General features: G+C 66.9%; 15 protein-coding genes. 11 read left to right on the forward strand and 4 right to left on the reverse strand.

Translation table 11 applies throughout. From position 1 onward, the window contains the following. The first annotated feature begins 156 nt into the window (after positions 1-156). Entirely contained in the window at positions 157-1,119 is a 963-nt protein-coding gene (gene holA, locus DQP56_RS05690) for a DNA polymerase III subunit delta (RefSeq protein WP_112683997.1), read from the forward strand. 73 nt (positions 1,120-1,192) lie between these two features. Here the strand turns inward: holA and rpsT are convergent, their stop codons facing one another. Both rpsT and DQP56_RS05700 read right to left on the reverse strand, forming a co-directional pair. Then, positions 1,193-1,453, reverse strand: a complete 261-nt coding sequence (rpsT, locus tag DQP56_RS05695) for a 30S ribosomal protein S20 (RefSeq protein ID WP_112683998.1) — start codon at positions 1,451-1,453, stop codon at positions 1,193-1,195. Positions 1,454-1,571: 118 nt separating this feature from the next. After that, a complete protein-coding gene (locus DQP56_RS05700; protein ID WP_112683999.1) occupies positions 1,572-2,429 on the reverse strand; it encodes a ribonuclease Z in 858 nt (285 codons plus the stop codon). A 127-nt stretch (positions 2,430-2,556) separates the two neighbouring features. On the opposite strand from DQP56_RS05700, the gene DQP56_RS05705 reads away from it, so the two are divergent. Further along, entirely contained in the window at positions 2,557-2,985 is a 429-nt protein-coding gene (locus DQP56_RS05705) for a CBS domain-containing protein (RefSeq protein WP_112684000.1), read from the forward strand. Between the two features lie 22 nt (positions 2,986-3,007). Here DQP56_RS05705 and DQP56_RS05710 read toward each other — a convergent pair whose 3' ends face one another. Then, complete coding sequence (locus DQP56_RS05710; protein ID WP_112684036.1) at positions 3,008-3,622, reverse strand: type II toxin-antitoxin system PemK/MazF family toxin; 615 nt, start codon at positions 3,620-3,622, stop codon at positions 3,008-3,010. Positions 3,623-3,935: 313 nt separating this feature from the next. Between DQP56_RS05710 and DQP56_RS05715 the strand changes: the two genes are divergently transcribed. The 3 genes from DQP56_RS05715 to DQP56_RS05725 all read left to right on the forward strand — a co-directional run bounded on the left by DQP56_RS05715 (position 3,936) and on the right by DQP56_RS05725 (position 7,263). Next, positions 3,936-4,514: a hypothetical protein gene (locus tag DQP56_RS05715; protein WP_112684001.1), complete on the forward strand. Its 579-nt coding sequence runs from the start codon at positions 3,936-3,938 to the stop codon at positions 4,512-4,514. A gap of 125 nt (positions 4,515-4,639) precedes the next feature. Next, the gene (gene lepA / locus DQP56_RS05720) at positions 4,640-6,496 is read left to right on the forward strand and encodes a translation elongation factor 4 (RefSeq protein WP_112684002.1); all 1,857 of its coding nucleotides are present in this window, start codon (positions 4,640-4,642) and stop codon (positions 6,494-6,496) included. A gap of 11 nt (positions 6,497-6,507) precedes the next feature. Next, a complete protein-coding gene (locus DQP56_RS05725) occupies positions 6,508-7,263 on the forward strand; it encodes a sensor domain-containing protein (protein ID WP_234825517.1) in 756 nt (251 codons plus the stop codon). Positions 7,264-7,304: 41 nt separating this feature from the next. Here the strand turns inward: DQP56_RS05725 and DQP56_RS05730 are convergent, their stop codons facing one another. Then, positions 7,305-9,266: a glycoside hydrolase family 15 protein gene (locus DQP56_RS05730; RefSeq protein WP_112684037.1), complete on the reverse strand. Its 1,962-nt coding sequence runs from the start codon at positions 9,264-9,266 to the stop codon at positions 7,305-7,307. A 324-nt stretch (positions 9,267-9,590) separates the two neighbouring features. Between DQP56_RS05730 and DQP56_RS05740 the strand changes: the two genes are divergently transcribed. The 6 genes from DQP56_RS05740 to DQP56_RS05770 all read left to right on the forward strand — a co-directional run bounded on the left by DQP56_RS05740 (position 9,591) and on the right by DQP56_RS05770 (position 14,938). Then, the gene (locus tag DQP56_RS05740; protein ID WP_435673822.1) at positions 9,591-9,794 is read left to right on the forward strand and encodes a hypothetical protein; all 204 of its coding nucleotides are present in this window, start codon (positions 9,591-9,593) and stop codon (positions 9,792-9,794) included. 436 nt (positions 9,795-10,230) lie between these two features. Further along, positions 10,231-11,250, forward strand: a complete 1,020-nt coding sequence (locus DQP56_RS05750) for an extracellular solute-binding protein (RefSeq protein WP_112684004.1) — start codon at positions 10,231-10,233, stop codon at positions 11,248-11,250. Beyond that, complete coding sequence (gene cysT / locus DQP56_RS05755; RefSeq protein WP_112684005.1) at positions 11,247-12,104, forward strand: sulfate ABC transporter permease subunit CysT; 858 nt, start codon at positions 11,247-11,249, stop codon at positions 12,102-12,104. Before DQP56_RS05750 ends, cysT begins: the two co-directional genes overlap by 4 nt. Next, on the forward strand, positions 12,104-12,919 hold the full coding sequence (gene cysW, locus DQP56_RS05760) for a sulfate ABC transporter permease subunit CysW (protein WP_112684006.1): 816 nt from the start codon (positions 12,104-12,106) through the stop codon (positions 12,917-12,919). Before cysT ends, cysW begins: the two co-directional genes overlap by 1 nt. After that, positions 12,916-13,935 (forward strand): sulfate/molybdate ABC transporter ATP-binding protein, encoded by a 1,020-nt coding sequence (locus DQP56_RS05765; RefSeq protein WP_112684007.1) that lies wholly within the window; start codon positions 12,916-12,918, stop codon positions 13,933-13,935. The genes cysW and DQP56_RS05765 overlap by 4 nt, the downstream gene beginning before the upstream one ends. Positions 13,936-14,041: 106 nt before the next feature. Beyond that, a complete protein-coding gene (locus DQP56_RS05770; protein WP_133258888.1) occupies positions 14,042-14,938 on the forward strand; it encodes a hypothetical protein in 897 nt (298 codons plus the stop codon). Positions 14,939-14,951: the final 13 nt, after the last annotated feature.

Raw genomic sequence — 14,951 nt, forward strand, 5'->3', positions numbered from 1 at the left:
GGCGTCGGCGCCGCTGCCGTCGCGATGGTGCGCTGTTGGCGCTGGCGGTGCTGCCGGCGGATGCTGGCCGTCCTGGTCGTATGCCTGCTGGCGTGGTCGGTCACGGAGGTGTTGACCGGCTGGGCGGTTGTCGGGGCTGCGTGACACGATTGGCGGGTGAGCCAACCGGTTTCGCCGCTACACCTGATCCTCGGTGACGAGGAACTGCTGGTCGAACGGGCCGTCGCGCAGGTGCTGGCGGCGGTGCGGGCCCAGGCCGGCAGTGCCGACATCCCGGTTGACCGGTTGCGGGCCGGCGAGGTCGAGGCCGGCGAACTGGCCGAACTGCTGAGCCCGTCGCTGTTCGCCGATGAGCGTGTGGTGGTGTTGGAGGCCGCCGGCGAGGCCGGCAAGGATGCGGTGAATCTCATCGGCGCGACGGCCGCCGACGTCCCGCCGGGCACCGTGCTGGTCGTGGTGCATTCCGGCGGGGGACGGGCCAAGGCGCTGGCCGGTCAGCTGCGGCAGCTCGGCGCGCAGGTGCATCCGTGCGCCCGTATCACCAAGGCCACCGAACGCGCCGACTTCGTCCGCGCCGAGTTCCGCCGGCTCAAGGTCCGGGTTGACGACGCCTGCGTCACGGCGCTGCTCGACGCGGTCGGCTCCGACATCCGCGAGCTCGCCGCGGCCTGCTCACAGCTGGTTGCCGACACCGGCGGGCATGTCGACGCCGTCGCGGTGCGCCGCTACCACAGCGGCAAAGCCGAAGTGAAGGGCTTCGACGTCGCCGATCGGGCGGTCGTCGGGGATGTCGAAGGCGCCACCGAGGCGCTGCGATGGGCGATGATCCGGGGCGAGCCGCACGTGGTGCTGGCCGACGCGCTGGCCGAGGCGATCCACACCATTGCCCGGGTGCGGCCCAAATCCGGAGACCCCTACCGGCTGGCCGGCGAGTTGGGCATGCCGCCCTGGCGGGTGCAGCGGGCACAGAAACAGGCCCGGCATTGGTCGCAGGAATCGGTCGCCGCCGCGGTGCGGCTGGTGGCGGGCCTCAACGCGGACGTCAAGGGCGCCGCAGCCGACGCCGACTACGCGCTGGAGGCAGCGGTGCGCAAGGTCGCCGAACTGGCCGCCCGCTGAGGAGTGCCGAGCAGTCGCGAAAGCCCCCGAATTCCGACCGGAACGGGGGCTTTTGCGACTGTTCGCGAGTGGATCAGAGCTTGTTGAGAGCCCGAGCCAGCGCCGACTTCTTGTTGGCGGCCTGGTTCTTGTGGATCACGCCCTTGCTGGCGGCCTTGTCGAGCTTCCGGCCGGTCGACAGCAACAGCTCGCTGGCCTTTTCCTTGTCGCCGGCCTCGGCTGCCTCACGGAAGGCGCGGATCGCGGTGCGCACCGCCGACTTCACCGACTGGTTGCGCAGCCGGGCGCGCTCGTTGGTCCGGTTGCGCTTGACCTGCGACTTGATGTTGGCCACGAAGTAGTTCCTTCTTAAAAGCTTGGTTGGGTTCGCCTCCCGACGTGGGGGCAACGGCTGTTCAGATTACCAGCTGGCCGGTCAACTCCCCAACTTGGCTCAACGGTGGCCGCTGTGCTCAGCCTCTTGCGACCACGTCGACTCGGTGCAGGTCGTCGCCGAGCTCGATCGGCCCATCGAACTCCGCGGCCGCCAACGCCCGCCACTCTTCCTCTTGCCCGGGGGCGATCGCGGGCACGTAATGGGTCAGCACCAGCGTGCCGACTCCGGCGCGCCGGGCGGTGGCGCCGGCTTGGGCGACCGAGGAGTGATAGTCGCAGATGTCGCGGATCCGCTGCTGCGGCAGCGCAGCGATGAGGTCGCTTCGGATCACGGTGTGAACCAGCGCGTCGGCGCCGGCGGCCAGCTCGTCGAGGCTGTCGCAGGGCACGGTGTCGCCGGCCATGACCACCGAGGCGGTTCCCGACGCGTCGGTGTGCTCGATGCGGAACCCGATGGTCGGTGTCACGGGCCGGTGGTCAGTGGGCGCCACGGTGATCCGCACGCCGTCGCGATCCCAGACCTGGCCGGCGGTGTGTTCCTGCACGTCGACCGGGGGCGGGGCGGTCAGGTCGTCGTGGTGGGCGATGCGGTAGCCGATGTCATGGCCGAACGCCTGCAGCATCGCCGCCACGACATCGGCGGTACCCGGCGGCCCGATGATCGGCAGCGGCGCGGGGTCGGGGGCGAACGTGGTGACCCACCGGGTGATCAACAGGTCGCCGAGGTCGGCGATGTGGTCACTGTGCAGGTGGGTGAGCAGCAGCGCGGACAGCGTGTTGGCCGATGCGCCCGCAGCGGCCAGCCGCTGCAACACCCCGCGTCCGCAGTCGACCAGCAGCGCCTGGCCGCCCGCCCGGATCAGGGTCGAGGGACCGGCACGGTTGGGGTCGGGGATCGGGCTTCCGGTGCCCAGCAGGGTGATCTCGATCGTCATGACGTCACATATGCCACAGAACTCCGTCCGCCGCTTGCTGATTGACAGAGTTTGGGCATCGCCGCCCCCCGACCGGGCAAAATGGCCTAGCCTGGTGTGAAGCAGATCACTGCGGCGGGAGGCTTCTATGCGGATCTCGGACGTATTGCGGAACAAGGGCGCGGCGGTGGTGACCATCCATCCGGATGCCACCGTCATGGAGTTGCTGGCGGGACTGGCCGAGCACAACATCGGCGCCATGGTCGTGATCGGAACCGACGGCCTGGAGGGGGTGGCCTCCGAGCGTGACGTGGTTCGGCAACTGCACGTTCACGGCGCCAGCCTGCTGGCCCGGCCGGTCTCGGCGATCATGACCCGGTTGGTGGCGACCTGCACCAAATCCGACACCGCCGACGAGGTCAGCATGCTGATGACCGAGCACCGGGCGCGCCACATACCGGTGCTTGAAGACGGCCGGCTGGCCGGGATCGTCAGCATCGGCGACGTCGTCAAGTCGCGGATGGAGGAGTTGCAGGCCGAGCACGCGCAGCTGCGCTCCTACATCAGCCAGGGATAGCGGATCCCGCACCCGGCAGGGCTCAGCTCCACGCGTAGTCGCTACGCAACCGCGCGGCCACCACGTCGAACACCGCGCGTTCCAGGGTGGCGCCCTCGCGCCGGATCGACTCCTCGGGCACGTCGAGCACCCGGTCCAGCCGTACCCAGCTGAGCCGGTGGGCTTCGTCCCAACTGCCCGCGCCGATGCCCAACCAATTCGCGTCCTCGGCGTGGCGCGGCTGGCTGGACAACATCAGTCCCAGCAGCATGCTGCGGTCACGTCCGACGACCAGCACCGGCCGGTCCTTTCCTTCGCGCGGATTGTCCTCATAGGCCACCCAGGTCCAGACGATCTCGCCCGGGTCGGCTCGGCCGTTGAGATCGGGCGCGTACACCAGGCGGCGTGCGCGGTGTGCGGTGGGGACACTGCTATTGGTTACCGGGCGGCCAGCCGGAATCGCCGGCGACGGTTCCGACGCCGTGCCGGTCAGCACTTCCAGGCCGATCTTGATGCCCTGCTCGATGCCCCGCTGGATGCGCTGCTGCACCAGCGGTGACTGTTCGAGCTGACGGAGGAACCGTGGAGCTTCGTTGAACACCAGGTTCTCCGCGAATTGCTGCACCGTCTGCCATGGTGTCTTCCGCGGGGAAGCCATGTTCGCAGCATAGGCGAAACGGGGCCGGGCGCCGGCGTACCGCGTTCGGTGCGTTCGGCTACGTTCGTCGACCACGATGTGACGCGCCGACTTAGGGCAGCTAAGAACTCGCCGACACCGACTATTCCCCCTTAGTTACCTGGGGAAAAGCTCGCAATAGCGCTTGCCGGCGCACAGCTATGTGAACGGGTAGTTGTGCTTAATCACAGGTATCTGTTAGATTTGAACGGCTTTGCAGCGGACGGTGCTGGGGGAGCATCCGGCGGTGGCAAAACGGCCCGCCGGTTGGACATCGTGAAAGGCATATGGGGCTATGAACATTCGCAAGATCGGCGTGGTTGGGGCTTTCGCAGCGGGCGCGGCATTCGCATTGGCGCCGCTGGCGGCCGCGGACCCGGGTGACCCACCCGTGCCGCCCGACTTCAGCAACATCCTGCTGGGCCAGGTGCAGTCGATGAACTGGCTCTTCGGCGCCCAGGCCACGGCGTCGGGGGTCGACAGTGACCTCATCACCGCGGGCGAGCCGACGCTGGCGGACCCGCTGTCGTTCAGCACCATCTCCGCTGAGAACCTGACGGAAAACCCGGTCTTCGCGGCGATGTTGTTCGGTCCGAACTGGGAAGACGAGATGTCGAGCGACCCCGGTTCCTACAGCCTGTTCAACGGCGCGCTGACGCAGTTCTACGACGCCAGCAACGTGCTGACGTACGCGCTGCTGACCGGTGGTGGCGAGATCGACATCGCTGACGCCAACGACTACCTGTTCGGCTCCGACGCCGGGATCGCAGCGGGTCTGGCCGGTGACGGCTTCTTCGCCGACTTCGGCAACTTCTTCCAGGCGGGCGTGGCCGACCTGTTCGGGTACTTCGGATTGGGCGCGCTCGACATGTGATCGCTGCTTGAGAACGCAAACCCCCGGAGGTGCCGCCGCCTCCGGGGGTTTCGTTTTGGGGCTGTCGCCTCGCTACCCTGACAGGACAGTAGGCACACACCGCCACACCACCGCTTCACCAGGAGATTCCCATCAGCAGCTTCGCCGACCAGACCTTCACCGCGCCGGCGCAGATACGGAACTTCTGCATCATCGCCCACATCGACCACGGCAAGTCCACTCTGGCCGATCGGATGCTGCAGCTGACCGGCGTCGTCGACGACCGGTCGATGCGCGCCCAGTACCTGGACCGGATGGACATCGAGCGGGAACGCGGCATCACCATCAAGGCGCAGAATGTGCGGCTGCCCTGGGAGGTCGACGGTGAACAGTTCGTCCTGCACCTGATCGACACCCCCGGACACGTCGACTTCACCTACGAGGTGTCCCGAGCGCTGGAGGCCTGCGAGGGCGCCATCCTGTTGGTCGACGCCGCCCAGGGCATCGAGGCCCAGACCCTGGCGAATCTGTACCTGGCGCTGGACCGTGACCTGACCATCATCCCGGTGCTCAACAAGATCGACCTGCCTGCCGCCGACCCGGAGCGCTACGCCGCCGAACTGGCCCACATCATCGGTTGCGAACCCGGCGATGTCCTCAAGGTGTCCGGCAAGACCGGCGAAGGGGTGGCCGACCTGCTCGACGAGGTCGTCAAGCAGATGCCCCCACCCACCGGCGACGCCGATGCGCCCGCCCGGGCGATGATCTTCGACTCCGTCTATGACATCTACCGCGGCGTTGTCACCTATGTCCGCGTCGTCGACGGCAAGATCATGCCGCGCGAGAAGATCGCGATGATGTCCACCGGCGCCACCCACGAGTTGCTGGAAGTCGGCATCGTCTCCCCGGAACCCAAGGCCACCAAGGGGCTCGGCGTCGGAGAGGTCGGCTACCTGATCACCGGCGTGAAGGACGTGCGTCAATCCAAGGTCGGCGACACCGTCACTACCGCGCGGGGCGGCGCCACCGAGGCGCTCACCGGCTACCGCGAGCCCAAGCCGATGGTCTACTCCGGGTTGTATCCGGTGGATGGCTCGGACTACCCGAACCTGCGTGATGCGCTGGACAAGCTGCAGCTCAACGACGCCGCCCTGACCTATGAGCCGGAGACCTCGGTGGCGCTGGGTTTCGGCTTCCGCTGCGGCTTCCTGGGGTTACTGCACATGGAGATCACCCGGGAACGCCTTGAGCGCGAATTCGACCTCGATCTGATCTCCACCTCACCCAACGTCGTCTACCGGGTGATTCGCGAAGACAACACCGAGGTGATCGTCACCAACCCGTCGGACTGGCCGGAAGGCAAGATCCGCACCGTTTTCGAGCCCGTCGTCAAGACGACGATCATCGCGCCGAGCGAATTCGTCGGCACCATCATGGAACTGTGCCAGTCCCGGCGCGGTGAACTGGGCGGCATGGACTATCTGTCGCCGGAACGCGTCGAGCTGCGCTACACGATGCCGTTGGGCGAGATCATCTTCGACTTCTTCGACTCGCTGAAGTCACGCACCCGCGGCTACGCCAGCCTGGACTACGAGGAGGCCGGCGAACAGGAGGCCGATCTGGTCAAGGTCGACATCCTGCTGCAGGGCGAGGCGGTGGACGCCTTCAGTGCGATCGTGCACAAGGATTCGGCGTCGGCCTATGGCAACAAGATGACCACCAAGCTCAAAGAACTGATTCCGCGCCAGCAGTTCGAGGTGCCGGTGCAGGCCGCGATCGGCTCGAAAATCATTGCCCGGGAGAATATTCGGGCCATCCGGAAGGACGTGCTGTCCAAGTGCTACGGCGGTGACATCAGCCGTAAGCGCAAGCTGCTGGAAAAGCAGAAGGAAGGCAAGAAGCGGATGAAGACCATCGGTCGGGTCGACGTGCCGCAGGAGGCGTTCGTCGCGGCACTGTCCACCGATGGCGGCGGGACCGCCGGGGAAAGAGCCAAGAAATAGTGGCCAACCGGGTGGGCAGAACCGCTGCCGGCGCGGCGGCGCTGGCGCTGTTGGCGAGCGGGTGCACCACGGTGGTCAGCGGAACCGTCAGGCCGGCACCGGGATTGGCGCCCACGCCGGTGACCGGGATCGCGGTCCGGCAGGTGTTGCTCGACGATGCAGAGTTGGCGAAGCTGATCGGTCAACCCTTCCGCAGCGACCCCTCGCTGCCGCCACGGTTCGGCGGCGTCGACAGTCTGCCCGATGCCTGGGACACCGCGGGCCCGAAAGACTGCGTCGGCGCTGCGGTGGGCGGACAGCAGGCGGTCTACGAATCCGCCGGCGTACAGGATGTCGCCCACGAGTTCTGGGACAGCACGTCCACCACCGGGCACTCGGCCCTGACCGGGGTCGGCGAGGCCGTGATCGCCTTGGCCACCCAGGCCGACGCCGACGCGCTCTTCGAGAAGTTCACGCAGCAATGGGGCCGCTGCGACGGGGTCACGGTGACCCGCGGCGACGAGGCCAGCGGCGAGGCCAGCGGCGAGATCGTCGACGTCTCCATCGGCGACACGGTACTGACCGCCACCGTACGGACCACCGTGGACGGCGAGGTGGGCCTGCGGGTGTCACGCGCAGTGGCGGTCCTGGTGAACTGCATCGTCGACGTCGACGTGTTCTGGTTCGTCGGCGAGGACGACCATGCCGACGCCCCACCGGCCGGGGATACCACCGCGGCCGACCTGGCCAGAGCGATGCTGGACAAGGTCCGCAACCTGAGCGGCTGACCCAGACCGGGCGACCCCCGCGCTCCCGGCGAAAACGACCCCTAGTTAGGCGCGTTCGCGGGCTGGAAACCCCCGGTGGAGTCGGCCTCCTCCTCGGCGCGGATCACGTGCACCACGGCGTTGATCAGCGCCAGGTGGGTGAACGCCTGTGGGAAGTTGCCCAGGTGCCGACCGGTGCGCGGCTCGATCTCCTCGGCATAAAGGTGCAGCGGGCTGGCGAACGACAGCAGTCGCTCGCACAGATGCTTGGCCTGGCTGACCTCTCCGATCTCCACCAGCGCCGAGACCAGCCAGAACGAGCAGATCGTGAAGGTGCCCTCGGTCCCGGATAGTCCGTCGTCGGTCTCCTCGGTCCGGTAACGCAGCACCAGGCCGTCTTCGGTGAGTTCCTCGGCGATCGCCATCACGGTGGCACGCACCCGCGGATCGTCGGCCGGCAAGAACCGGGTGAGCACCACCAGCAGCAGTGAGGCGTCCAGCGCATCGCTGCCGTAACTCTGCGTCAGCACGCCACGCGAATCCACCCCGTTGGCCAGCACGTCGGCCTTGATCTCCTCGGCGATCACCCGCCACTGCCGGGCGTAGGAGACCTCGCCCTGCAACTCGGCCAGTTTCGAGCCACGATCCAGCGCCACCCAGCACATCACTTTCGACGATGTGAAGTGCTGCGGTTCGCCGCGCACCTCCCAGATCCCGCGATCGGGCTCGCGCCAGTGCGCGATCGCCTCCTCCACCTGACGTTTGAGCACCGGCCACAGCGTTTCGGGGATCTGCTCGCGGGACTTGGCGTGCAGATACACCGAGTCGAGCATCGTGCCCCAGATGTCGTGCTGGCGCTGGTTGTAGGCGCCGTTGCCGATCCGCACCGGGCGGGCGTTGTCGTAGCCCGACAGATGCTCCAGTTCCTCTTCGGCGAGTTCGTGTTCACCGCCGACGCCATACATCACTTGCAGCGGACGCTGCTGGCCGTTATTGGCGCCGGACACATCGGCAATGAACGAGAAGAAATCGTCGGCCTCGCGGTCCAGGCCCAGTGTGTAGAGCCCCCACAATGCGAAAGTCGAATCGCGCACCCAGGCGTAGCGGTAATCCCAATTGCGTTCGCCCTGTGGGGTTTCCGGTAACGACGTGGTGGCTGCGGCCAGCAGGGCGCCAGTCGGCGAATATGTCAGTCCCTTCAGCGTCAGCGCGCTGCGCTGCAAGTAGGCCCGCCACGGATGGTCGGGGAAGTTGCCGATGTTGATCCACTGCCGCCAGCACTCGGTGGTGTTCCACATCTTGTCGGCGGCCTCGGCGTAAGTCTGCGGTGCCGGGTGTCTGGACCAGCTCAACGCCACGAACACGTCGTCGCCCTCGGTCAGCCGGGTTCGGGCCCGCGCCTCCCGGCCCTCCAGACCCAGTCGCAGGTTCGTCGTCAACCGCAGTGTCGGGTGGGCGTCCGGGTTCTGCCGGGCCCGCGCGATCGCCTCGCCGTAGGCGTTGGCCGAGTACTCCCAGGTGGCGCTGGTGCGGTGGTAGTCGAAAGCCGGCTCGCAGCTCATGGTCAGTTCGACGGTGCCGCTGACGCAGCGCACCGTGCGCAACAGGATGTGCTCGGCGTCCCAGTCGGTAGGGGTGCGCCGGTGGGTCTGCGACCGCGCCTCGATGTCGTGCCACTTGCCCATCACCAGCGCGTCTCGCACGATCAGCCAGCCGGTATGGGTCTGCCAGGTGGTCTCCATGATGGGACTGCCGGGAAGGTAACGCCGCGCCGCGGGCACCGAAACCCCGTACGGTCCGAGCCGAAAGTGCCCGGCGCTGCGGTCCAGGATCGACCCGAAGACGCTGGGGGAGTCGGGCCGCGGCACGCACATCCACTCCACCGAGCCGGCCGCCGAGATCAGGCAGTTCGTTTCGCAGTCCGACAGAAACGCGTAGTCGGCGATCGGGGGGAACGAGTTGCGGACCTGCCCCGGGGCGGCCGAATAGGGCACGGGCGCGGTGGCCGACAATGGCGGGGTCATTTTGGTCGCGACACGGGCATCGGGGGCTTCTCCGATGACTTCGGGAGCGGTCTTGTCGGGTGCATCGCCCGGCGGGGGGTGCAGGACCATTCCGACATCATCGCTGGCGGCCTGCCGTGAGTCCACCTGACCCACCCCGTGTCGGCGATCGCCGCGGTGCTGATGGCGGCGATCCGCTTCGCCCGGCTTCGCCGCGCTCGCGATCGCCGCGGTGCTGATGGCGGCGATCCGCTTCGCCCGGCTTCGCCGCGCTCGCGATCGCCGCGGTGCTGTGGGCGGTGATCCGCTTCGCCCGGCTTCGCCGCGCTCGCGATCGCCGCTAAGGTGGGCGGGGTGGTTGGCTTCCTGAGCTGGTGGGACGGCGTTGAGCTGTGGCTATCCGGACTCGGCTTCGTGATCCAGACCGCGGTGGTGATGCCGGTGGTGCTGGCGTTGGCCTACATCCTGGCGGTGGTGCTGGACGCGATGCTGGGGCAGGGGATCCGGATACTGGAACGGGTCCGCCCCGACGACGGCGAGGCCCGGTAGATGCCGCGTTCGCAGGTGACGTTGATTCTGGTCGGATTGATCGCGCTGGTAATCGTCAGCTGGCTGCTGACCCGCTGAACCGCGGGGGCCCGTGCCGCGGTTCCAGCTTCGGCTCTCCTCCGTGGAGCCTCGCTGAACCGCGGGGGCCCGTGCCGCGGTTCCAGCTTCGGCTCTCCTCCGTCGAGCCTCACTGAACCGCGGGGTTCTGTTAGGCTTCCCCGCATGTTCGCAGCGTCCGGTGATGGAGTGTGCCGCGGCCCGGCCCTCCGGGTGTATATCGCCGTGGGTAATTGCGCTGTGGCCGACGTGCACTGTTGTCGCTGACTCCCGCCCGTCGGCGCTTGGGGGTCGCAATGCCCGGCTTCTCATTCATCGGGCCATGACCTTTGCCACGCGACGGGAACCGATTCCCTCAGTCTGCACGGAAAGGTCACCAATGCCTCACACTGTCACCCGTGGCGCTGCCCTCGGTCTGGCCGCCATTCTGATCGCCGGGTGCGGCGGCGGCCCCAGCGACGTCGTCGGCGGCGGTGAACGGTCCGACGCTCACACCACGTTGACCCTGGTGGCCTACGCGGTGCCCGAACCCGGCTGGAGCAAGGTGATCCCGGCCTTCTACGGCACCGAGGCGGGCGCCGACGTGCAGGTCGTCACCTCCTACGGAGCCTCGGGCGACCAGTCTCGTGGCGTCGCCAACGGCAAACCCGCCGACATCGTGAACTTCTCCGTCGAACCCGACATCACCAGGCTGGTCAAGGCCGGCAAGATCGGCGAGGACTGGAACGCCGACGTCACCAAGGGCATCCCGTTCGGCTCGGTGGTGACCCTGATGGTGCGGCAGGGCAATCCCAAGCACATCAAGGACTGGGACGACCTCCTGGCGCCCGGCATCGAGGTCATCACTCCCAGCCCGCTGAGTTCCGGATCCGCGAAGTGGAATCTGTTGGCCCCGTACGCCGTCAAGAGTGAGGGCGGCAAAAATCCGCAGGCCGGCCTGGACTTCGTCGACAGACTTGTGACCGACCATGTCAAGCTGCGTCCGGGCTCGGGACGGGAGGCCACCGATGTGTTCCTGCAGGGCAGCGGCGATGTATTGATCAGCTACGAGAATGAGGCGATCGCCGTCGAGCGCAAGGGCAAACCCGTGGAGCACGTGAATCCGCCGCAGACGTTCAAGATCGAGAATCCGCTGGCGGTGGTGACCTCCAGCCGACACCTGGACACTGCCACCGCGTTCAAGAACTTTCAGTACACGCCCGCCGCGCAACGGCTGTGGGCGCAGGCGGGCTTCCGTCCGGTCGACCCAAGCGTGGCGGCCGAGTTCCGCGAGGCGTTCCCGGCGCCGGGCCAGCTGTGGACGGTCGCCGATCTAGGCGGTTGGGAGGTCGTCGACAGCGGTCTGTTCGACAAGGACAGCGGCGCCATCACCAAGGTCTACACCCGGGCCACCGGATGACCGAGATCGTGGTCACCGAGGCGACCCGGACCGGCGGAGACGAGCCGCCGGTGTACACCGGGTTGCATCGCGAAGGCGTCTCGCTGCGGGTGGGTGCCGCGGTGGTGTGGCTGTCGCTGATCGTGCTGGCGCCGCTGGCCGCGGTGAGCTGGCAGGCCGCCGGTGGTGGCTGGCAGGCGTTCCGGCTGGCGGTCACCTCGCACGCCGCGCTGGAGTCCTTCCGGGTGACGCTGACGATCGCGACCGGGGTCACCGTTGTCAACCTCGCGTTCGGGCTGCTGATTGCCTGGGTACTGGTGCGTGACGACTTCGTCGGCAAGCGCTTCGTCGACGTCATCATTGACCTGCCGTTCGCGTTGCCCACCATCGTCGCCAGCCTGGTGATGCTGGCGCTGTACGGCCCGGCCAGCCCGGTGAACGTGCACCTGCAGCACACCGCCTGGGGCGTCGGTTTGGCGCTGGCCTTCGTCACCCTGCCATTCGTGGTGCGCGCGGTACAACCGGTGCTGTTGGAGATCGATCGGGAGGTCGAGGAGGCCGCCGCGTCGCTGGGCGCCTCGGGTGCGACGATCTTTCGTTCGGTGGTCTTGCCGTCGTTGACTCCGGCGCTGCTGACCGGAGCGGGCCTGGCATTCTCCCGGGCCATCGGCGAATTCGGCTCGGTGGTGTTGATCGGTGGGGCGGTGCCCGGTAAGACCGAGGTGTCCTCGCAGTGGATCCGGACCCTGATCGAGAACGACGACCGCACCGGAGCCGCGGCGATCTCCCTTGTACTGCTCACAGTTTCGTTCTTGGTGTTGCTGGCACTGCGGGTACTGGGTGCGCGGGTGGCCAAGCGACAGGAGCGGTCCTGATGACTCCGTCACCGAAAGTCCGTTACCTCACCCGCTTTCTGGCGCTGACCTACATCGGCTTGTTGCTGATCGTTCCGGTGTCATTGATCCTGTGGCGCAGCTTCGCGCCCGGATTCGGACAGTTCTTCGCCTACATCTCCACTCCGGCGGCGATTTCGGCGTTGCAGCTGTCGCTGCTGGTGGTGGCGATCGTGGTGCCGCTGAACGTCGCCTTCGGTATCCCGACGGCGCTGGTGCTGGCCCGCAACAGGTTCCGCGGCAAGGGAGCGCTCCAGGCGATCATCGACCTGCCTTTTGCGGTGTCGCCGGTCATCGTCGGGGTCGCGCTGATCGTGCTGTGGGGATCGGCCGGGTTGCTGGGTTTCGTGGAGAACAGTTGGGGTCTCAAGATCATCTTCGGCCTGCCCGGCATCGTACTGGCCAGCATTTTCGTCACCCTGCCGTTCGTGATCCGGGAAGTCGAACCGGTGCTGCACGAACTGGGCGCCGACATGGAGGAAGCGGCCGCGACGCTGGGTTCAAGCTCGTGGCAGACGTTCTGGCGGATCACACTTCCGTCGATCCGGTGGGGACTGACCTATGGAATCGTGCTGACCGTGGCGCGCACGCTGGGTGAGTACGGCGCGGTGTTGATCGTGTCGTCCAATCTGCCCGGCACATCCCAGACGCTGACACTGCTGGTGTCCGACCGCTACAACCGCGGCGCCGAATACGGCGCCTACGCCTTGTCGACGCTGTTGATGACGGTTTCGGCGTTGGTGTTGATCGTCTCTGTGGTGCTCGACATGCGGCGGGCCGGAAAGGGGAGCAGATGACCGACGCAATCAGCGTGCGCGGAGCCAACAAACGCTACGGAGACTTCGTCGCACTCGACAACGTCAACTTCGCGGTGCCGTCCGGGTCCCTCACCGCACTGCTGGGCCCCAGCGGCTCGGGCAAGTCCACGCTGTTGCGGGCGATCGCCGGCCTCGACCACCCGGACAGCGGAACGGTGACGATCAACGGCGTCGACGTCACCGGTGTCCCGCCGCAGCGGCGCGGCATCGGATTCGTGTTCCAGCACTATGCGGCGTTCAAGCACATGACGGTGCGCGACAACGTGGCGTTCGGGCTCAAGATCCGCAAACGACCCAAGTCCGAGGTCAAGGAGAAAGTGGACAACCTGCTGGAAGTGGTCGGGCTCAGCGGGTTTCAGGCCCGCTATCCCAACCAGCTCTCCGGTGGGCAGCGGCAGCGGATGGCGTTGGCGCGGGCATTGGCGGTGGACCCGCAGGTGCTGCTGCTCGACGAGCCGTTCGGGGCATTGGACGCCAAGGTACGGGAGGATCTGCGGGCGTGGCTGCGCCGGCTGCACGAGGAGGTCCACGTCACCACGGTGCTCGTCACCCACGACCAGGCCGAGGCGCTGGATGTCGCGGACCGTATCGCGGTACTCAATCAGGGCCGTATCGAACAGCTCGGTTCCCCGACCGAGGTCTATGACGCTCCGGCGAACGCGTTCGTGATGTCGTTCCTCGGGGCGGTGTCCTCGCTCAACGGTGCCCTGGTGCGCCCGCACGACATCCGGGTCGGTCGCACCCCGGAGATGGCGGTGGCCGCCGTCGGCGACACCGCCGAGGCGTCCGCGGTGCTGCGCGCGGTAGTGCACCGGGTGGTTGCGCTGGGCTTCGAGGTCCGTGTCGAGCTGATCAACGCCGCCACCCATGCGCCCTTCATCGCCCAGATCACCCGCGGCGACGCCGAGGCGCTGGCCTTGGCCGAAGGGGACACCGTCTATGTGCGGGCCACCCGGGTGCCGCCGCTGCGCGAGTCCACGTTCCCAGTGAACTGACCCACCTTCGGTCGTTTTGTTTGGATTCGTTGACAATCGCCCACTAAATTTCGTAACGTGTCGCTCACGTAGTTTTCAGGTTGTTCATATACTTGGGGGTGTTGCGATGTCGCGTTCCGTTGACGGAAGCCGGGAGCAGCGGCGTCGCGCCGCTCGATTGCGGGCGGTCACGGCCGCGGCCTTGACATTCGGCGCGGCCACGTTGAGCGTCGGCGCCCCGGCCAACGCCGACATTCCTGACTTCGACGACGTACTGTCTGACCTCGCGGCACCGGTGGTCGACGTGACGAGTGACGCTGATTTGCCGCCGTTGCTGGATGGACTTACCTTCGACCCGCACCTGGACCTCGATAGCTCGCTGATCCATCTCTCGTCTGAAACCGGGCCTGTTGTGGACGTGGATTCCGGCCCGCCGGCGCCACCGGTAGTCGGTGCGGAGGAGTTTGCCGCGGCTCACGACTTCGGGGCGACTTACGATTCTGAGGCCGCTCATGATGCGGCAGGCTCCGCTGCTGCCACCGTTCCCGAAGGTATCCACGAACAGATCGAGTACTACCAAGCGGTGTTGGCGAATTATGCGTCGCAGCGGGTCTACCTCTCCCCAGACGAACGTGCGTTCTACGACCCTTACTACGAGAACATCGCAAAGAGTCTGCAAATGATGCAATGTTGGGAGCTCACCGGCGACATGAACAGTTGTGTGGGTGTCCCCGGTGGCGACGGTTTCCCGGGCGGCAATCTTCCGGACATCAATTCGCCGTGGGCAGACCCGCTCCAACTCCACAACCAGGTGGAGGATTCGGTATATCGCTTCCTCAATGACTGGTTCATCGCGCCGCTATATACCGTTGGCAGCTGGATCTACACAGTTGGCAGCTGGATCGGCTGGGCCACCGACCCGCTCTTGCCGGTCGCGCAGTTCGCGACCGAAGTCGCCCACAATGTCGCCAAAGGGCTTGCCGATATGGTGGTCTCGGCCGCACGCTTCCTGACGGGCACGTAGCCCGACCGGCGTA

The sequence above is a fragment of the Mycolicibacter senuensis genome, assembly GCF_003284925.1.
GTDB lineage: Bacteria > Actinomycetota > Actinomycetes > Mycobacteriales > Mycobacteriaceae > Mycobacterium > Mycobacterium algericum_A.